The organism is Stenotrophomonas sp. YJH_SMC_123 (assembly GCF_059368215.1).
Map to the genome: position 1 here is coordinate 10,851 of NZ_JCAFRM010000013.1, position 19,328 is coordinate 30,178.

The window sequence follows — 19,328 nt, forward strand, 5'->3', positions numbered from 1 at the left end:
GGCCGCACTGACTGGCGTGCAGCGCGCCGCCGTACTGCTGCTTTCGCTGGGTGAGCTGGACGCGGCCGAAGTGCTGCGCCACATGGAACCCAAGGAGGTGCAGAAAATCGGCATCGCCATGGCCACCATGACCGACATCACCCGCGAGCAGGTTGAGCGGGTGATGGACCAGTTCGGCCAGGAGCTGGGCTCGAAGACCTCACTCGGCGTTGGCTCGGACGACTACATCCGCAACATGCTGGTGCAGGCGCTGGGCAGCGAGAAGGCCGGCAACCTGATCGACCGCATCCTGCTGGGCCGCAACACCACCGGCCTGGACGCGCTGAAGTGGATGGACCCGCGTGCGGTGGCCGACCTGGTGCGCAACGAGCACCCGCAGATCATCGCCATCGTGATGGCGCACCTGGAAACCGACCAGGCCGCCGACGCGCTGAAACTGCTGCCGGACCGTACCCGCGTGGACGTGCTGCTGCGCATCGCTACCCTCGACGGCATTCCGCCGAACGCACTCAATGAACTCAACGAGATCATGGAGCGCCAGTTCGCCGGCAACCAGAACCTGAAGTCGTCCAACATCGGCGGAGTGCAGTGCGCGGCCAACATCCTGAACTTCATGGACAGCGGCCAGGACCAGGCGATCCTGGGCGAGATCGCCCGCATCGATGCGCCGTTGAGCAACCGCATCCAGGACCTGATGTTCGTGTTCGACGATCTGGTCGACCTGGACGACCGCGAGATGCAGCTGGTGCTGCGCGAGGTGAGCGGCGAGCGCCTGGGCCTGGCCCTGCGCGGCGCCGACATCAAGGTGCGCGACAAGATCACCCGCAACATGTCGCAGCGCGCGGCCGAGATCCTGCTGGAAGACATGGAAGCCCGCGGGCCGGTGCGCCTGTCCGACGTGGAAGGCGCGCAGCGCGAGATCCTGGCCATCGTCAAGCGCATGGCCGATGAAGGCACCGTCACCATCGGCGGCAGCGCGGAGGCCATGCTGTGAGCAACGTCGTGCGCTGGCTTGCCCCGGACCTGCTGGCCCAGCCCGAACCGGCGCTGGAGCAGGAGGACGCGTTCGAACTCACCGAGCCGGACCCGGAACACGAACCGGAGCCGCCGCTGCAGCTGCCGACCCTGGAGGAAATCCAGGCGATCCAGGACAGCGCGGAGAAGGAAGGATTCGATCAGGGCCATGCCGAAGGGTACGGCCAGGGCCAGGCGGAGGTGCGTCGCCTCGCCGCGCAGATCGAAGGCATCCTCGACAACTTCAGCCGGCCGCTGGTGCGGCTGGAGAACGAAGTGGTCGGCGCCCTTGGTGAACTGGCGGTGCGCATCGCCGGCGCGCTGGTCGGCCGCGCCTACGAGGCCGAGCCGGCACTGCTGGCGCAGCTGGTCGGCGAAGCGATTGACGCCGTGGGCGGCAGCACCCGCGAGGTGGAAGTGCGGCTGCACCCGGATGACATCGCCGCGCTTGCCCCGCTGCTGAACCTGTCGCCGGCGCAGCGCCTGGTACCGGATACCAGCCTCAGCCGTGGCGACCTGCGCGTGCACGCCGAAGCCGTACGCATCGACGGCACCCTGGAGGCCCGCCTGCGCGGTGCGCTGGATGCGGTGATCCGCCAGACCGGGGCGACGGCATGAGCGCCGCATCGCAAACGACGCCGCCGCCGGCCGACTGGGCCGTGGCCCGCAACCTGCGCCTGGCCCGCCGCCTGGACGGCCTGCGCGTGGATACCGCGCATGGCCGTGGGCTGATCCGCGAGGGCGTGCTGCGCCGCGCGGTCGGGCTCACCCTGGAAGCGGTCGGCTGCGAGGCGCCGCTGGGCGCCAGCTGCAAGGTGGAAGTGGTCGATGGTGGCTGGGTCGATGCCGAAGTGGTCGGCTTTGCCGGTGAGCGCACCTACCTGATGCCCAGCGCCGAACTGCACGGCCTGCTGCCCAACGCCCGCGTGGTACCGTCGGCGCGGCGTGGCGGCGTGGAAGTGGGTGAAGGCCTGCTCGGCCGCGTCATCGACAGCGACGGCGTGCCGCTGGATGGCAAGGGCCCGATCCGCGCAGAAGGGCATGTCGGCATGGCCGGCGTGTCGATCAATCCGTTGGCGCGTGAACCGATCACCCAGCCGCTGGACGTGGGCGTGCGCGCGATCAACGCGCTGTTGCCGATCGGCCGCGGCCAGCGTGTCGGCCTGTTCGCCGGTTCCGGCGTCGGCAAGTCGACGCTGCTGGGCATGATGACCCGCTACACCGCTGCCGACGTGATCGTGGTCGGCCTGATTGGTGAACGAGGCCGCGAAGTACGCGATTTCGTCGAGACCACGCTGGGCGAGGAAGGCCTGCGCCGCGCCGTGGTGGTGGCCAGCCCCGCCGACCGGCCACCCTTGGCGCGCCTGCACGGTGCCTACCGTGCCACCGCCATCGCCGAGTGGTTCCGCGACCAGGGCCTGAACGTGCTGCTGCTGATGGACTCGCTGACCCGCTTCGCCCAGGCGCAGCGCGAGATCGGCTTGTCGGTCGGTGAACCACCGACCACCCGCGGTTACCCGCCCTCGGTGTTCGCCAAGCTGCCGGCGCTGGTCGAACGCGCTGGCAACGGCGCAAAGGGCCGCGGCTCGATCACCGCGTTCTACACCGTACTGACCGAAGGCGATGATCCGCAGGATCCGATCGCCGACGCCGCACGCGCGATCCTCGACGGCCACATCCTGCTCTCGCGCCGGGTGGCCGACAGCGGCCTGTACCCGGCCATCGACGTCGAATCGTCGGTCAGCCGCGTGGTCACGGAAATCGCCGACGAGCCGTGGCGCCTGCGCATCCGCAAGTTGAAGCGACTGGTCTCGGCGTACTCGGCCAACCGTGACCTGATCGCGATCGGTGCCTACCAGCGTGGTAACGACGCGGCCACCGACGAAGCCCTGGAACGCTGGCCGGAAATCATGGAGTTCCTCGGCCAGGACGTTGCCAAGGCCGCAGATCTCCCGCACAGCCAGGCGGCGCTGCAGCGCCTGGTGGAACAAGAGAGTTAAGCCATGAACCAGTCCAAGCGCATCGATCCCCTGCTCAAGCGGGCCCAGGAACACGAGGACGCGGTCGCCCGCGACCTGGCCGAACGCCAGCGCGTGCTCGACACCCATCTGTCGCGCCTGGACGAACTGCGCCGCTATGCCGAGGAGTACGCCAACGCCCAGATGGCAGCGACCAGCCCGGCACAGCTGCTGAACCGCCGCGCCTTCCTTGATCGCCTGGACAGTGCGGTCGAGCAGCAGCAGGCCACGGTCAACGGCAACCGCGAAAAAGTGGAGGCCGAGCGCGCGCGGCTGATCCTGGCCAGCCGTGACAAGGCGGTGCTGGAGCAGCTGGCCGCCAGCTACCGCGCGCAGGAAAAGGTGGTGACCGACCGCCGCGACCAGCGCGAGATGGACGACATTGGCGCGCGGCGCGCGCGCCTGGTGCAGGCCGAAGACCAGGACGGCGCCGAGCAGGGAGGCCGCCCGTGATGCCCGCCCCGCTCGCCAGCAGCGCCAACCCGGCCACGCCCGCCACCAGCAACAGTGCCGCACGCGCCGCGCGCAGCGAAGGCGCAAAGGACTTCAGCCAGCTGCTGCAGGGCGGTGCGCCCTCCGCGCCCGCGCCTGCCGGCAGCGCTACCGCACCGACGCCGTCCCCGCCCAGCCAGCCATCGACCGCCGACAGCAATGGCCAGGCACCGGGCGAACGCAGCGCGGACGCGGAAGCGGCAACTGCCGAAACGCCGCCGCTACCGCCCGTTGCCCTGCCCCCGGCTGGACCCGGCACCGACAAGGACAAGCCCGCCGAGACCGAGGACGCCCCGTGGCCACCGATCGGCCTGGCCGGCCTGGTGCTGGCGATGCCGACGCCTGCCGATCAGGCCGTCGCTCTGGCGGGCAGCGCTGCACCGTCACTGGCCAGCGGTACGGCGCTACCCACCACTGCCCCCGCCGCGACCCCGACACTGCCTGCAGCCGCGCCGGCAGCGGCAACCGCAGCCCCCGTGGCGGCCGACGGCAAACCGGCGGCGACCAGCGCGGAGGATGCCACCGCGCTGCCATTGCCGGAGATGAGCCTGCCCGGCAAGCGCAGCGAGCGCGGCGAAGGCAGTGACGTGGCCGCCGTTGGCGACCGCGCAGGTACACCGTTGCTGCACGCACCGGCAGCGGCCGCCGTGCAGGACCTGAAGGCGGCGCTCGCCACCCGCAACGCGATCTTCAATGGCGAACCCACGCCCAAGCCCGTTCTGGGTGACGATGGCTTCGACCAGGCCATCGGCGCACGCCTGGGCTGGCTGGCCGACCAGAAGATCGGCCATGCCCACATCCGCCTGAGCCCGGACGACATGGGGCCGGTCGACGTGCGCCTGCAGCTGAACGGCGACAAGGTGCATGCCAGCTTCAGCAGCCCGCACGTGGACGTGCGCCAGGCACTGGAAAGCAGCCTGCCGCGCCTGCGCGAGCTGCTGGGCGAACAGGGCTTCCAGCTGGCTCACGCCGATGTCGGCCACCACGCGTCTGGTGGTGACGGCAATGCGTCGGGACAACCCGGTGGCGGCGGCATGACCGGCGACGGAGAACCGACGCCGGGCGATGCCAGCGTGTCGTCCGCGCAGTTGATCCGCCAGCGCGGCTTGCTGGACGCCTACGCCTGACAGGTGTGCCAACCAAGGTTGGCACCCACCAGAGCGGGCGGTTGGCACCTCCCCGTATTGCGTTGGTGGGTGCGGAGCTTGCTCCGCACGGCCCTACCTGCACCCCGACGGAATTCCGTCGCACCCTGCGGGCCCAGCCTTCGGCACACCCCTTGCATATCCCGGTGAAGCAACCCTCAGGAGCTTCACCCCGTGGCCGCAGCCGCTGACAAAACCAAGAAGACCGCCGAGAAGGACAAGGCCGCCAAGCCGCGTAGTCCGATCCTGATCACCGCACTGGTGGCCGTACTGGCCGCCGCTGCCGCTGGTGGCGGCGTGTGGTTCTTCACCCAGTCCAAGCACGAAGAGAAGACCGCGCAGGCGCCGAAGAAGAGCGCGACGCCGGCCCCGGCACAGTACTTCGCGCTGGACCCGGCGTTCGTGGTCAACCTCAATGGCCCGGTCGACGGCCCGCGCTACCTGCAGCTGGAGGTCCAGCTGATGACCCGCGACCCGGCCGCGCTGGAAGCGATCAAGACCCATGCCCCGGCCATCCGCGCGCGCCTGCTGATGCTTTTCTCGCAGGTCAGCCCGGACCAGATCGCCGATGTCGCCGGCAAGCAGAAGCTGCAGGCCAGTTCGCTGGCCGAGGTGCAGAAGGTGCTCAAGGCCGAGACCGGCAGCAACGGCGCCGACGATCTGCTGTTCACCAGCTTCGTGACCCAGTAAGGGCCCCCCGATGAATGATCTGCTGTCCCAGGACGAGATCGATGCCCTGCTCCACGGCGTGGACAGCGGCGCGGTCGAGACCGATGCGGAACCCCCGTCAGGCGAAGCACGCTCGTACGACTTCGCCAGCCAGGACCGCATCATCCGTGGTCGCATGCCGACCCTGGAAATGGTCCACGAGCGCTTCGCGCGCCTGTGGCGGATCGGCCTGTTCAATCTGATCCGGCGCTCGGCCGAGCTGTCGGTGCGCGGCATCGAACTGATCAAGTTCAACGACTACATGCACTCGCTGTATGTGCCGACCAACCTGAACCTGATCCGCTTCAAGCCGCTGCGCGGTACCGGCCTGATCGTGTTCGAGCCGACCCTGGTGTTCGCCATCGTCGACAACTTCTTCGGCGGCGACGGGCGCTACCCGACCCGCATCGAGGGCCGCGAATTCACGGCCACCGAAATGCGGGTGATCCACCTGCTGCTGAAGCAGACCTTCGCCGACCTGCGCGAAGCGTGGGCACCGGTGATGGACGTCGACTTCGAGTACATCAACTCGGAGATCAACCCACATTTCGCCAACATCGTGACCCCGCGCGAGTACGTGGTGGTGTGCCGCCTGCACGTCGAGCTCGACGGCGGCGGCGGTGACATCCACGTCACCCTGCCCTACTCGATGCTGGAACCGATCCGCGAACTGCTCGACGCCGGCATCCAGAGCGACCGCAACGACCGCGACGAGAGCTGGGGCAAGACCCTGCGCGAGCAGCTCAACATCGCCGAAGTCACCCTGTCCAGCGTACTGGCCAGCAAGCGCATGACCCTGCGCGACCTGACCCAGCTGAAGGTCGGCGACATCCTGCCGATCGAGCTGAGCCCGCAGGTGCCGCTGTGCGTGGAGAACATCCCTGTGTTCACCGGCGAGTTCGGCATCGCCAACGGCATGAACGCCGTGAAGATCACCGCTACCCATCCGCCGGGCACCCGCCCGCGCGTACCCGTCATCCAGGAAGACCCGCAATGAACGATATCGACGCCCTCGAACCGACCCCGGCCCAGTTCAGCAGCCTGCAGGCCGACGAGGCCAACGGTCCGGACCTGAACCTGGACGTGATCCTCGATGTGCCGGTGACCCTGTCGCTGGAAGTCGGTCGTGCCCGCCTGCCGATCCGCAACCTCCTGCAGCTCAACCAGGGTTCAGTGGTGGAACTGGAGCGCGGTGCCGGCGAATCGCTGGACGTGTTCGTCAACGGCACCCTGATCGCCCACGGCGAAGTGGTGGTGATCAATGACCGCTTCGGTGTGCGCCTGACCGACGTGGTCAGCCCGAGCGAGCGGATCCGGAGACTGCGTTGAGCCTGCTGGCCTCCACCCTGCTGGCGGTCGGCAAGACCGCAGCGCCGATCGGCCCGCAGGTCGGCCAGCACGCGGCCGCCGCACCCAGCCTGTTCGGTGCGGTGCTGGCGCTGCTGGCGGTGCTGGCGCTGGTGATCGGCCTGGGCTGGCTGCTCAAGCGCATGCCCGGCAGCGGCTTCCGCCCGGCCGAAGGCATGAAGCTGGTGGCCAGCCTCAGCGTCGGCGCCAAGGAGCGCGTGGTGGTGGTGGAGGTCAACGGCCAGCAATTGCTGCTGGGCGTCACCGCCGGCGGCATCAACACCCTGCATACCCTGCCCGAACCGTTGCCGCCACCGGCGCCGGTGCGCGTGCCGGACTTCAAGAACCTGCCGAATTTCGCCCAGCTGCTGCAGCAGCGGCTGCGCAAGGACCCCTGACATGCGTGTCACCCGTACCCGTGTTGCCACCCTGATGCCGTGGCTGCTGTTGCTTGCCCTGTGCCTGTTGCCGGTGCTGGCGTTCGCCGCGCCCGGCGCCCCGGCCACCCCGCTGCCGGACGTCAACGTCGGCAAGATCGGCGGCCAGCCGGTCAGCCTGCCGCTGCAGACCCTGCTGCTGATGACCGCGATCACCCTGATCCCGTCGATGCTGCTGGTGCTGACCTCGTTCACCCGCATCATCATCGTGCTGGGCCTGCTGCGCCAAGCACTGGGTACCGGCCAGACGCCGTCCAACCAGGTACTGCTGGGCCTGGCCCTGTTCCTCACCGCGATGGTGATGATGCCGACCTGGGACAAGGCGTGGAGCACGGGCATGGCGCCCTATCTCAACGGCGACATTGACTTCCAGACCGCCTGGACATTGACCACGCAGCCGCTGCGCGGGTTCATGCTGGCGCAGATCCGCGAGACCGACCTGATGACCTTCGCCGGCATCGCCGGGCACGGCACCTACGCCAGCCCCGATGCGATCCCGTTCCCGGTGCTGGTCGCTTCGTTCGTCACCAGCGAACTGAAGACCGCTTTCGAGATCGGCTTCCTGATCTTCATTCCGTTCGTGATCATCGATCTGGTCGTCGCCAGCGTGCTGATGTCCATGGGCATGATGATGCTGTCGCCGATGCTGGTGTCGGCGCCGTTCAAGATCCTGCTGTTCGTGCTGGTGGATGGCTGGGTGCTGACCGTGGGCACGCTGGCGGCCAGCTTCAATCCCGCGTGACGCGATCCGGCGCGATTGAAAGACAGTCGAGCATGGCTCGACTCTATATAAGAAGGTGGAACCCGAATGTCTCCCGAACTTGCCTTGACCGAACTGCGTGGCGGCCTGATCACCGTGCTGTGGGTGGCCGGCCCGTTGCTGCTCACCGTGCTGGTGGTGGGCGTGGTGGTGGGCGTGGTGCAGGCCGCGACCCAGCTCAATGAACCGACCATTGCCTTCGTCGCCAAGGCGGCAGCGCTGACCGCGGTGCTGTTCGCGCTGGGCAGCCTGCTGATCGGCCACCTGGTTGAATTCACCACGCTGCTGTTCCAGCGCATCCCACACCTGATCGGCTAGGGCACGCGCTTCGATGGACGCCGCGACACAGATGGCGGCCGACGGCCTGCAGGCCTTCGGCATGATCGGCACGGTGCTGTGGACCATGCTGCGCATCGGCGCAGTGGCGATGGCCATGCCCATGGTCGGCACGCGTGCGGTGCCGTCGCGGGTGCGCGTGGTACTGGCCGGCACCCTGGCCATTGCACTGGCGCCGTTGCTGCCACCGGTACCGGACTGGACCGGCTTCGACGCGGCTACGGTGCTGACCATCGCGCGCGAACTGGCCATCGGCGTTTCCATCGGTTTCATGCTGCGGCTGGTATTCGAAGCCGGTGCGATGGCCGGCGAACTGATCGCGCAGGGCACCGGCCTGGCCTTCGCGCAGATGAGCGACCCGCTGCGCGGTGGCACTTCAGGTGTGATCGGCCAGTGGTTCTACCTGCTGTTCGGCCTGCTGTTCTTCACCGCCAACGGCCACCTGGCGTTGATCTCTTTGCTGGTCGACAGCTACCGCGCACTGCCGATCGGTGCTCCACTGCCCGATCCGCACGCCTTCTTCAGCATCGCCCCGACCTTCCTGCTGACCGTGCTGCGCGGCGCGCTGAGCCTGGCCATTCCGCTCACCGTGGCGATGCTGGCGGTGAACCTGGCCTTCGGCGTGCTGGCGCGTGCCGCCCCTGCGCTGAATCCGATCCAGCTGGGCCTGCCGGTCTCGCTGCTGCTGGGCCTGTTCCTGCTGGCCCTGCTGGCCGGGGAAATGGGGCCGCCGGTACAGCGCCTGTTCGACGCCGCCTTCCAGGCTGCGGACGCGGTCACACACTGACCCGATCATCACGTTCTACTGCTTGCCATGCATTTGTTTCTGTAAAGCCGAGCCCATGCTCGGCTGCCGCTCCTGCCGAAGGCAGCCGAGCATGGGCTCGGCTCTACAGAGGCGCAATTTCACGTATTGCCGCTTGAAGTCCCCCCCGGTCTGCGCGTTAGAGTGAATGCGCGGCAACCGGGGGGATGCCGCACATGGCCGGCGTCGTGCGTCGGCCTGCCTCATGCATGCCCCACCGTGGTTTCCGTCGACAGGCAGGTCCGGGAGACTGACGAATGCTGGTAGGCACGTACAACCCGTGGCTGGTGGCGATCTCGCTGCTGGTCGCCGTGATGGCTTCATACACCGCGCTGGCGATGGCCGGGCGCACGGTGACCGCACCGGGCAGGGGCGCGGCCTGGTGGTGGCGGCTGGGCGGCGGCTTCGCCATGGGCCTGGGCATCTGGTCGATGCATTTCATCGGCATGCTGGCTTTCGACCTGCCCATTCCATTGGGCTACGACCTTCCCATCACCCTGCTCTCGCTTGCGCTTGCCATCGCCTCATCGGTGTTCGCGCTGTGGCTGGTCTCGCTGCGCACCCTGCCCCACCCGCGATTGGCGGTCGGCGCCCTGCTGATGGGCACCGGCATCGCCGGCATGCATTACGTTGGCATGGCTGCAATGCGCATGCAGCCGGGCATCGACTACGACCCGGGTTGGCTGCTGTTCTCGCTGATGGTGGCGGTGGCTGCCTCCTGGACCGCGCTGTACGTGGCGTTCCGGCTGCGCGCCCAGCGCACCCGCATCGGTGATCGACTGGCGGCGGCGGGCCTGCTCGGCCTGGCCATCGTCGGCATGCATTACACCGGCATGGCCGCTGCGCGCTTCCCGGAAGGCAGCGTCTGCGGCGCGGCGGTCGGCGATGGCCTGCAGAACGAGTGGCTGGCGATGCTGGTGGTAGTGCTGACCGTGGCGATCCTGGCCGTGGTGCTGGTGGTCTCATGGCTGGACCAGCGCGTGGAAGCGCAACTGCTGCGGCTGCGCAATTCGATGCTGAGCACCTCGTTGACCGACGCGCAGCAGGAACTGACCCAGGCCGCGCTGCACGATCCTCTCACCCGCCTGCCCAACCGCCTGCTGCTGCAGCGGCGCATCGTGCAGGCACTGGCCGAGGCCGAACAGGGCGGCAACCGCTTCGCGGTGATGTTCATGGACCTGGACGGCTTCAAGCAGGTCAATGATGCCTATGGCCATCAGGCCGGTGATGCGCTGCTGGTGGCGGTGGCCGAACGCACCCGCCAGCTGCTGCGCCCGCACGATATGCTGGCACGGCTGGGCGGCGACGAGTTCGTGCTGGTGGTGCGCATCGAGCACGACGAGGACCTGCCGACCCTGGCCCGGCGCATCCTGCAGGCGGTGGGCAGCGGCCCGTTGCTGCCGGACAACGAACTGCAGGTGACCGCCAGCATCGGCGTGGCGATCTGCCCGGACCACGCCGCCAGCGAGCGCCAGTTGATGGCCTTCGCCGACGCGGCGATGTACCAGGCCAAGGAGTCCGGTCGCAACGCCTTCGTGCTGTTCGCCGACTGGATGAACGACAGTGCCGAGCAGCAGTTCCGGCTGCTGGCCGACCTGCGCCGCGCCATCGGCAGCGAGCAGCTGTTCCTGCACTATCAGCCGAAGATCCGCGTGGCCACGCAGAAGGTGGCCGGCGCCGAAGCGCTGATCCGCTGGCGCCATCCGGAACACGGCCTGATTCCCCCCGACCGCTTCATCCGCCTGGCCGAGCGCAGCGGTGCGATCAACGAGATCGGGCGCTGGGCGCTGGACCAGGCCTGCCAGCAGCTGCGGCGCTGGCACGACACCGGGCATGAAAGCTGGTCGATGTCGGTGAACCTGTCGCCGGTGCAGTTCAGTTCGCCGCACCTGCTGCAGGATGTGCGCGAGGTGATCGAGCGCCATGGCATTGCCCCGCGCCACCTGGTGCTGGAGATCACTGAAAGCACCGTCATGCGCGATACCGATACCAGTCTTCGCCTGCTGCAGGCGCTGTCGGCGCTGGGCGTGGGCATCTCCATCGATGATTTCGGAACCGGCTATTCCAGCCTGCTGTACCTGAAGCGGCTGCCGGCCACCGAGATCAAGATCGACCATGCGTTCGTGCGCGACCTGGAACACAGTGCCGAAGACGTGGTGATCGTCTCGGCGATCGTGGCGCTGGGCCATGCGCTGGACATGGACATCGTCGCCGAGGGCGTGGAGACCGCCGCGCAGCGCGCCTACCTGGAACGCCTGGGCTGCGACTTCCTGCAGGGATACCTGCTGGGCCGCCCGGTGGATGCGGCGCGCTTCATGCAGCTGCACGACCTGCCCCGGCCGCGGGTGGAACTGGCACAGAGCCCGCCGCCGCAATACCCGCCCGGCTGACACCGGGCCACGCGCGCCCGCCATCACGGAACGATTCCTGCGGCACTCTCCTGTAGAGCCGAGCTCATGCCCGGCGGTGCTTCGCGCCTGGCCCCAACCGTAGCCGAGCGTGGGCTCGGCTCTACAGAACGGGCCGTCGGTAGATCCACGCCAGGCGTGGAACGGTTCTTGCACGCACCCCGGCACCCCCTGCCGCAGTGCCCGTGATGTCCGAGAACGAATCCGCCGGCGAAAAGACCGAACAACCCACCGAAAAACGCCTGCGCGACGCCCGTGAACAGGGCAACCTGCCGCGCTCGCGCGAACTTGGCACCGCCGCCGTGTTCGGCGCCGGCGTGCTGGCGGTGATGGCCATGAGCGGCTCGATCGGCCGTGGCGCCACGGCCTGGATGAAGCACGCGCTCAGCCCCGAACAGAGCCTGCGGCAGAACCCGAAGGAACTGTTCGGCCACTTCGGCGACCTGCTGCTGCAGTTCATGCTGGTGATCGCACCGCTGGTGCTGGTCTGCCTGCTGGCCAGCTTCGTCGCCCCGCTGGTGATGGGCGGCCTGCGCTGGTCGCAGAAGGCGTTGCTGCCCGACATCAACCGCATGAACCCGATGAGCGGGCTCAAGCGCCTGTATGGCCCGGAGGCGATTGCCGAATTCACCAAATCGCTGCTGCGCGTGGCCTTCGTCGGCGTCGCCGCCGGGCTGGTGGTCTGGACCGGCTTCGACACCCTGCGCGGGCTGATCCACCACCCGCTGGAAACCGCCATCACCGATGGCCTGGGCTTCACCCTGCGCCTGCTGCTGGCGACCGCCGGCGCGATGCTGGTGCTGGCCGCCATCGATGCGCCGTACCAGCGCTGGAACTGGATGCGCAAGCTGAAGATGACCCGCGAGGAACTGCGCCGGGAAATGAAGGAAAGCGAGGGCAGCCCCGAGGTGAAGGGCCGCATCCGCCAGCTGCAGCAGCAGATGGCCAACCGCCGGATGATGGAGGCGGTGCCCACTGCCGACGTGGTGGTGGTCAACCCCACCCACTACGCGGTGGCCCTGAAGTACGAGGGCGGCGCCATGAACGCCCCCACCGTGGTCGCGCTGGGCGTGGACGAAACCGCCCTGCGCATCCGTGAAGTGGCCGACGGCAACAAGGTGGCGATCGTCTCCGCCCCGCCTTTGGCACGCGCCTTGTATCGGGAAGGCCAACTCGGAAAGGAAATCCCCGTGAGACTGTATTCGGCCGTCGCCCAGGTCCTGTCCTACGTCTACCAGCTGCGCGCCTGGCGCACTGGCCCGATGCCGGACGCCCCGCACATCCAGGTGGATGAATTCGGCAAGGGAGGCCGCCCGTGAGCGCCCAGCCCTCCGCCGGTTTCAACACCCGCCGCGCCCTGGAAATGATCCGCCAGGGCCTTGGCGCGCCGCTGATCGTGCTGGCCCTGCTGGCCATGGTCGTGGTGCCGCTGGCCGCGCCGGTGCTCGATGCGCTGTTCACCTTCAACATCGCCATCTCGCTGATGGTGCTGCTGGCGGTGGTCTACGTGAAGCGCCCGCTGGACTTCACCATCTTCCCGATCGTGCTGCTGATCACCACCATGCTGCGGCTGGCGCTGAACGTGGCCTCCACCCGCGTGATCCTGCTGAACGGCCAGAACGGCCACGATGCCGCGGGCAAGGTCATCGCCGCCTTCGGTGAATTCGTGATCGGCGGCAACTATGCGGTCGGCATCGTGGTGTTCGCGATCCTGACCATCATCAATTTCGTGGTCATTACCAAGGGTGCCGGCCGCGTTTCGGAAGTGACCGCGCGCTTCATCCTGGACGCGATGCCCGGCAAGCAGATGGCGATCGACGCCGACCTCAACGCCGGTTTGCTGACGCGTGAAGAAGCCAAGCTGCGCCGCGAGGAAGTGCGTGAGGAAGCCGACTTCTACGGTGCGATGGACGGCGCCAGCAAGTTCATCCGCGGCGATGCCATTGCCGGCATCCTGATCCTGTTCATCAACATGCTCGGCGGCCTGGCGGTGGGCGTGCTGCAGCATGGCATGCCGTTCGGCGAAGCCGCCGCCACCTACACCCTGCTGTCGATCGGTGACGGCCTGGTAGCGCAGCTGCCGGCCCTGCTGGTCTCCAGCGCCGTGGCCATGCTGGTTACCCGCGCCTCGCGCTCGCAGGACATGGCCCAGGCCATGACCGGCCAGGTGTTCGGCCAGTACCGTGCGCTGGCGATCACCGCCGGCATCATCGGCGTGGTCGGCCTGGTGCCGGGCATGCCCAACGTCGCTTTCCTGACGCTGGCCGCGATCCTCGGCTTCATCGCCTGGAAGCTGTACCGCAAGGGCAAGGCGCCGCCTGCCGATGCGGCAGGCGGTGGCACCGATGCCGCCGCACTCAACGCACTCGGCCGCCCGGCCGCACCGGCACCGACTGCCGAACTGAGCTGGGACGAACTGCGCCCGGTCGATCCGCTGGGCCTGGAGGTCGGCTACCGGCTGATCCCGCTGGTGGACAGCAACCAGGGCGGCGAACTGATGGCGCGCATCAAGGGCGTGCGCCGCAAGCTGACCCAGGATGTCGGCTTCCTGATCCCGTCGGTGCACATCCGCGACAACCTGGAACTGCCGGCCAACGGCTACCGCGTGCTGGTGCACGGCGTGCCGGTGGCCACCGCCGAGATCCACCCCGACCGCGAGCTGGCGCTGGACCCGGGCAGCGCGCTCGGCGCGCTGGAAGGCATCGCCGGCAAGGACCCCGCGTTCGGCCTGGACGCCACCTGGATCCAGCCGCACCAGCGCGCCCAGGCCGAAACGCTGGGCTACACCGTGGTCGATCCGGCCACCGTGGTCGCCACCCATCTGTCGCACCTGATCCGTGAGCACGCGCCGGAACTGCTCGGCCACGAAGAAGTGCAGCACCTGCTGGCCAACCTTGCCAAGAGCGCGCCCAAGCTCGTCGAAGATCTGACGCCGAAGGCGTTGCCGCTGTCGGCGGTGGTGCGCGTGCTGCAGAACCTGCTGGTCGAGCGCATTCCGATCCGCCAGCTGCGCAAGATCGCCGAGGCACTGGTCGAACATGCGCCCAGCAGCCAGGACCCGGCCGTGCTGACCGCCGCTGTTCGCACCGCACTAGGCCGCTTCATCGTGCAGGAGATCGCCGGAATGTCGGCGGAGCTGCCGGTATTCACCCTCAACCCGCAATTGGAACGTGTCTTGCAGGAGTCCACGCAGGGCAACGGCGCCGCGCTGGAACCCGGACTCGCTGAGCGACTGCACCAGAGCCTGGCCGAATGTGTCAGCAAGCAGGAAGCCCGCAACGAGCCCGCGGTCGTGCTGGTACCTGGCCCGGTGCGCGCCGCGCTGGCCCGCCTGGTCCGCCACAGCGTTCCGTCGCTGTCGGTCCTGGCCTACAGCGAGGTGCCGGAGGACAAGCGCCTGAAGCTGGTCGGAACGATCAGCTGACGCCGCCCTGCGATGCGCCAGAAAACAGACACCACTTTCGAACCAACGCAACAGACAGATACCAAGGGGAACCCGCACCGTGCAGACCACCGACCACCCGAGTTCTCCGACCGCCACCCCGCCGTCTTCGCCCCGTGACCACAGCATGAAAATCAAACGATTCGTCGCCGCCGACATGCGCTCGGCCATGAACCTGGTGCGCAAGGAACATGGTCCTGACGCCGTGATCCTGTCCAACCGCCGGATCGAGGAAGGCATCGAGATCGTCGCCGCCGCCAACTACGACGAGAGCGCCGTGCAGCGTGCACTGGAAGCCTCGCGCCGTGACGTCGCACCGCCGCCGGCACCCAAGCCGCGCACCGCCGCCGACGCGGTGATCGCCGCCGTCACCCGCCGCCGCAGCAGCACCCCGGCGCCGGAACCGGTCGCGGCCACCACCTCGGCAGTGGCCGCCCTCGCCCGCGCCGCCGTCGGTGCCACCGGCCGCACCCTGGACAGCGCCGACGAGATCGTGCCGACCCGGGGCAGCACCGGCTTCGCCGCCACCCTGGCCCGCGCCGCCGTCAACGAACCGGCACCGCCGGACCAGATCTTCGCCCCGTTCGCCGAGGCCATCGTTGCACCGGCCGCCACCGTGCCGGCCAACCGCGCGCGCTTCCAGATCGACCCGCCGCACGAGGCGCATCACGAAAGCGTGGCCCCGGCCGTGCTGCCGCCGCCGCTGCCGACCGCTGCCGTGATCGACGCGCAGCCCGGGATCGCCGCCAGCGAACCGGCAGCGGTCGAAGCCGCTATCGAGGCCAGCCCGGCCCCCATGCTGGCCCCGGCACCGACGCTGACCGTGGTTGCCCAGGACGACGCCGAGATCCGCCAGCTGCGCCAGGAAGTGGCCGGCATGCGCCAGGTGATCGAGCGCGAGATGAACCGCTTCACCGATGAGCGCCTGCGTGGCAGCCCGGTGCGCGCCACCGCGCTGGACCTGATGGACGAGTACGGTTTCGACGCCGGGCTGGCCCGCGACGTGGCCATGCAGATCCCGCTGGAAACCGAAGCCCATCGTGGCCGCGGCCTGATGCTGGGGCTGATCTCGCGCAAGCTGCCGATCGCCCCGGTCGACCCGCTGGAAGAAGGCGGCGTGATCGCGCTGGTCGGCCCGACCGGCGCCGGCAAGACCACCACCATCGCCAAGCTGGCCTCGCGCTTCGCCGAGAAGCACGCCCCGCGTGACGTCGCCCTGGTCACCACCGACACCACCCGCATCGGCGCCCGTGAACAGCTGTATGGCTACGGCCGCCAGCTCGGCATCGCCGTGCACGAGGCCAACAGCGGCACCGACCTGGACCAGCTGCTGGAACGCTTGAAGGACTACAAGCTGGTGCTGATCGATACCGCCGGCCTGGGCCCGCGCGACCGTGCCCTGGCCGCCCAGCTGCAGTGGCTGCGCGCCGCGCGCCAGGTGCGCACCCTGCTGGTGCTGCCGGCCAACACCAGCTTCGGCGACATGGACGAGGTGGTGCGCCGCTTCGGTGCGGCCAACCTGCAGGGCCTGGTGCTGAGCAAGCTGGACGAGACCGGCCGCTTCGGCAACGCCCTGTCGGTGGCCGTGGACCACGCCCTGCCGATCACCTGGGTGACCGATGGCCAGGACGTCCCGGAGGACCTGCACCGGGCCAGTGCAGCCAATCTTGTACTTCGCCTTGAAGATTTGCGCCGAGCGGCCGATATGCCCTGCAACCCGGAGTTGAACCATGCCGTCGCGTGAGTACGCCAAGCTGACCAAGACCTTCCCGCTGTCGGCCACCCGCAGCGAGCCGCTCGGCCCTGTGCGCACCATCGCGGTGACCGGCGGCAAGGGCGGCGTGGGCAAGACGAATGTGTCCGCCAACCTGGCGGTGGCGCTGGCCGGCATGGGCAAGCGCACGCTGCTGCTGGACGCCGACCTCGGCCTGGCCAACATCGACGTGATCCTGGGCTTGAACCCCACCTTTACGCTGGCCGACCTGGTGGCCGGCCGCTGCTCGCTGGACGACGTCATCGTCGAAGGCCCGAACGGCGTGCTGGTGGTCCCGGCCGCTTCCGGCCGCCGGCACATGGCCGAGCTTGCCCCGGCCGAGCATGTCGGCCTGGTCAACGTGTTCTCCGAACTGGAACGCGAGCTGGACATCATGGTGGTCGATACCGCCGCCGGCATCACCGACGGCGTGCTGACCTTCTGCCAGGCCGCGCAGGACACCGTGGTGGTGGTCTGTGACGAACCGGCCTCGATCACCGACGCCTACGCACTGATCAAGGTGCTGTCGCGCGAGCGCGGCGTGGACCGCGTCCAGGTGGTGGCCAACATGGTGCGCGACCCGAACGAGGGCCGCGTGCTGTACGAGAAGCTGACCCGCGTCTGCGAGAAGTTCCTCGCCGATGTCTCGCTGAACTACCTGGGCTGCGTGCCGCAGGATGACTGGCTGCGCCTGTCGGTGCAGCGCCAGCAGCCGGTGGTGAAGGCCTATCCGTCCAGCCCGTCGGCGCTGGCGATCACCGAGATCGCACGCCGCACCGCGCGCTGGCAGGCACCGACCGAACCGCGCGGTGGCGTCGAGTTCTTCCTCGAACGCATCCTCAAGCAGCGTGGGGTGGCCGCATGAAAGGCGCAGCCCACCAGTACAGGGAAGTCCAGCGCTCGGCGGCCAACGAGGTCATCGCCCAGCATTCGGACCTGGTGCGACGCATCGCCCACCACCTGGCCGCGCGCCTGCCGGCCAGCGTCGAAGTCGATGATCTGATCCAGGCCGGCATGATGGGCCTGATCGAAGCCTCGCGCAGCTACGACGCCGACCAGGGCGCCTCGTTCGAGACCTATGCCTCGATCCGCATCCGCGGCTCGATGATCGACGAGATCCGCCGTGGCGACTGGGTGCCGCGCTCGGTGCACCGCCGTGCACGCGACGCCGCCGCCACCATCCGCCGCCTGGAACAGAGCACGGGCCGTGCCGCCAGCGCCACCGAAGTGGCCGCCGCGATGGAGATGCCGCTGCCCGAGTACCTGAGGCTGATGGAAGACGCCGCACGTGGCCAGGTGCTGAGCCTGGAGTCGCGCATCGAAGACCAGGGCGAACTGGATACCGTCGCCCAGGGCGGCCCGACCCCGCAGCAGGTGCTGGAGCGCGGCGAGTTCGGCCGTGAGCTGGGCAAGGCCATCGGCCACCTGCCCGAGCGCGAACAGCTGGTGCTCTCGCTGTACTACGAGCAGGAGCTGAACCTGAAGGAGATCGGCGCGGTGCTCGGCGTGAGCGAGTCGCGGGTCTGCCAGATCCATGGCCAGGCCGTGCTGCGCCTGCGCGGCCGCCTGAAGATTTTCGAGGCCGTCGACGCCGGCCTGGAAGAATGAACATCCCCGAGGCGACTGCCCCCGGCCGCCCGGAATGAACAACAAAGGAACTCTGCTTTGAACAAGAACATGCGCATCCTCATCGTCGACGACTTCTCGACCATGCGTCGAATCGTCAAGAACCTGCTGGGCGATCTGGGCTTCACCAACACCGCCGAAGCCGAGGACGGGCATGCCGCGCTGTCGCTGCTGCAGAGCCAGCCCTTCGATTTCGTCGTCACCGACTGGAACATGCCGGTGATGACCGGCATCGAACTGCTCAAGGCGATCCGTGCCGACGCCAAGCTGAAGACCCTGCCCGTGCTGATGGTCACCGCCGAAGCCAAGCGCGAGCAGATCATCGAAGCGGCCCAGAACGGCGTGAACGGCTACATCATCAAGCCGTTCACCGCGCAGACGCTGGAAGAGAAGCTGGGCAAGATCTTCGAACGCCTGGCGGCCAGCGCCTGATGGATACCACGGTCGACAAGAACGCCCTCGCCCTGCGCCTGCAGGAAGCCCTGGATGCCCTGGAGTCCGGTGACGAAGCCGCCTGGCGGCAACGCATCGACGGACTGGTCGCGCTGCGCACGCAGCCGATGATGAGCGGCCTCTCGCGGCTGGCCCGCGAGCTGGGGCAGGCCCTGGGCGAACTGCCGACCGTGCCCAGCGAGGCCGGCGAACTGGACGATGCGTGCGCACGTCTGGACCACGTGGTGGCGATGACCGAACAGGCCACCCACCGCACCCTGGACCTGGCCGAGGAATGCCGCAGCCTGACCGAGCAGCTGCGCGCCGAAGGCCTGCAGCCAGGCCAGGACGTGCAGCTCGAGCGCATCCGCCACAACCTGACCGAGATCGCCCTGACCCAGAGCTACCAGGACCTGACCGGGCAGATCATCCGTCGCGTGGTCGGCATCGTCCGCCGCGTGCATGAAGGCTTCGGCGCGCTCGGCCTGCCGCCGGAACAGCATCGCACCGACCCGGAACTGGCCGGGCCGGCACTGAAGGGACTGGACCGCCACGCGGTCTCGCAGAACGACGCCGACGACCTGTTGTCGGATCTGGGGCTGTAA

At 68.5% G+C, this 19,328-nt stretch carries 20 protein-coding genes; all 20 read left to right on the forward strand.

Annotated elements, in window-relative coordinates:
- The first annotated feature begins 7 nt into the window (after nucleotides 1–7).
- The 20 genes from fliG to AC5P5W_RS20195 all read left to right on the forward strand — a co-directional run bounded on the left by fliG (nucleotide 8) and on the right by AC5P5W_RS20195 (nucleotide 19,328).
- The gene (gene fliG / locus AC5P5W_RS20100) at nucleotides 8–994 is read left to right on the forward strand and encodes a flagellar motor switch protein FliG (RefSeq protein WP_024958226.1); all 987 of its coding nucleotides are present in this window, start codon (nucleotides 8–10) and stop codon (nucleotides 992–994) included.
- Entirely contained in the window at nucleotides 991–1,632 is a 642-nt protein-coding gene (locus tag AC5P5W_RS20105) for a FliH/SctL family protein (protein ID WP_014647045.1), read from the forward strand. Before fliG ends, AC5P5W_RS20105 begins: the two co-directional genes overlap by 4 nt.
- On the forward strand, nucleotides 1,629–3,014 hold the full coding sequence (locus AC5P5W_RS20110) for a FliI/YscN family ATPase (protein WP_197574775.1): 1,386 nt from the start codon (nucleotides 1,629–1,631) through the stop codon (nucleotides 3,012–3,014). The genes AC5P5W_RS20105 and AC5P5W_RS20110 overlap by 4 nt, the downstream gene beginning before the upstream one ends.
- A gap of 3 nt (nucleotides 3,015–3,017) precedes the next feature.
- Nucleotides 3,018–3,485: a flagellar export protein FliJ gene (fliJ, locus tag AC5P5W_RS20115; protein WP_014647043.1), complete on the forward strand. Its 468-nt coding sequence runs from the start codon at nucleotides 3,018–3,020 to the stop codon at nucleotides 3,483–3,485.
- Nucleotides 3,485–4,651 (forward strand): flagellar hook-length control protein FliK, encoded by a 1,167-nt coding sequence (locus tag AC5P5W_RS20120; RefSeq protein WP_197574773.1) that lies wholly within the window; start codon nucleotides 3,485–3,487, stop codon nucleotides 4,649–4,651. The genes fliJ and AC5P5W_RS20120 overlap by 1 nt, the downstream gene beginning before the upstream one ends.
- Nucleotides 4,652–4,843: 192 nt before the next feature.
- A complete protein-coding gene (locus AC5P5W_RS20125) occupies nucleotides 4,844–5,359 on the forward strand; it encodes a flagellar basal body-associated FliL family protein (RefSeq protein ID WP_049441913.1) in 516 nt (171 codons plus the stop codon).
- Between the two features lie 10 nt (nucleotides 5,360–5,369).
- Complete coding sequence (gene fliM / locus AC5P5W_RS20130; RefSeq protein ID WP_014647040.1) at nucleotides 5,370–6,374, forward strand: flagellar motor switch protein FliM; 1,005 nt, start codon at nucleotides 5,370–5,372, stop codon at nucleotides 6,372–6,374.
- Nucleotides 6,371–6,706, forward strand: a complete 336-nt coding sequence (gene fliN / locus AC5P5W_RS20135; protein ID WP_005409543.1) for a flagellar motor switch protein FliN — start codon at nucleotides 6,371–6,373, stop codon at nucleotides 6,704–6,706. Before fliM ends, fliN begins: the two co-directional genes overlap by 4 nt.
- Nucleotides 6,703–7,122, forward strand: coding sequence for a flagellar biosynthetic protein FliO (gene fliO, locus AC5P5W_RS20140; RefSeq protein ID WP_014037105.1), 420 nt, complete (start codon nucleotides 6,703–6,705; stop codon nucleotides 7,120–7,122). Before fliN ends, fliO begins: the two co-directional genes overlap by 4 nt.
- Before the next feature lies 1 nt (nucleotide 7,123).
- Nucleotides 7,124–7,903, forward strand: a complete 780-nt coding sequence (gene fliP / locus AC5P5W_RS20145) for a flagellar type III secretion system pore protein FliP (protein WP_014647039.1) — start codon at nucleotides 7,124–7,126, stop codon at nucleotides 7,901–7,903.
- 66 nt (nucleotides 7,904–7,969) lie between these two features.
- Entirely contained in the window at nucleotides 7,970–8,239 is a 270-nt protein-coding gene (locus AC5P5W_RS20150; RefSeq protein ID WP_005413254.1) for a flagellar biosynthetic protein FliQ, read from the forward strand.
- Nucleotides 8,240–8,252: 13 nt separating this feature from the next.
- Entirely contained in the window at nucleotides 8,253–9,044 is a 792-nt protein-coding gene (gene fliR, locus AC5P5W_RS20155; RefSeq protein WP_046430450.1) for a flagellar biosynthetic protein FliR, read from the forward strand.
- A gap of 275 nt (nucleotides 9,045–9,319) precedes the next feature.
- On the forward strand, nucleotides 9,320–11,452 hold the full coding sequence (locus AC5P5W_RS20160) for a putative bifunctional diguanylate cyclase/phosphodiesterase (protein ID WP_075076495.1): 2,133 nt from the start codon (nucleotides 9,320–9,322) through the stop codon (nucleotides 11,450–11,452).
- A gap of 206 nt (nucleotides 11,453–11,658) precedes the next feature.
- Nucleotides 11,659–12,789, forward strand: coding sequence for a flagellar biosynthesis protein FlhB (gene flhB, locus AC5P5W_RS20165; protein WP_014037101.1), 1,131 nt, complete (start codon nucleotides 11,659–11,661; stop codon nucleotides 12,787–12,789).
- Between the two features lie 44 nt (nucleotides 12,790–12,833).
- Nucleotides 12,834–14,894, forward strand: a complete 2,061-nt coding sequence (gene flhA / locus AC5P5W_RS20170) for a flagellar biosynthesis protein FlhA (protein WP_495221416.1) — start codon at nucleotides 12,834–12,836, stop codon at nucleotides 14,892–14,894.
- Nucleotides 14,895–15,039: 145 nt separating this feature from the next.
- Complete coding sequence (flhF, locus tag AC5P5W_RS20175) at nucleotides 15,040–16,656, forward strand: flagellar biosynthesis GTPase FlhF (RefSeq protein ID WP_046430441.1); 1,617 nt, start codon at nucleotides 15,040–15,042, stop codon at nucleotides 16,654–16,656.
- Nucleotides 16,643–17,530, forward strand: coding sequence for a MinD/ParA family ATP-binding protein (locus AC5P5W_RS20180; RefSeq protein ID WP_032959426.1), 888 nt, complete (start codon nucleotides 16,643–16,645; stop codon nucleotides 17,528–17,530). The genes flhF and AC5P5W_RS20180 overlap by 14 nt, the downstream gene beginning before the upstream one ends.
- Entirely contained in the window at nucleotides 17,527–18,273 is a 747-nt protein-coding gene (locus AC5P5W_RS20185) for an RNA polymerase sigma factor FliA (protein WP_014647032.1), read from the forward strand. Before AC5P5W_RS20180 ends, AC5P5W_RS20185 begins: the two co-directional genes overlap by 4 nt.
- Before the next feature lie 57 nt (nucleotides 18,274–18,330).
- Entirely contained in the window at nucleotides 18,331–18,723 is a 393-nt protein-coding gene (gene cheY / locus AC5P5W_RS20190; protein ID WP_005413247.1) for a chemotaxis response regulator CheY, read from the forward strand.
- Nucleotides 18,723–19,328, forward strand: a complete 606-nt coding sequence (locus AC5P5W_RS20195; protein ID WP_049441909.1) for a protein phosphatase CheZ — start codon at nucleotides 18,723–18,725, stop codon at nucleotides 19,326–19,328. Before cheY ends, AC5P5W_RS20195 begins: the two co-directional genes overlap by 1 nt.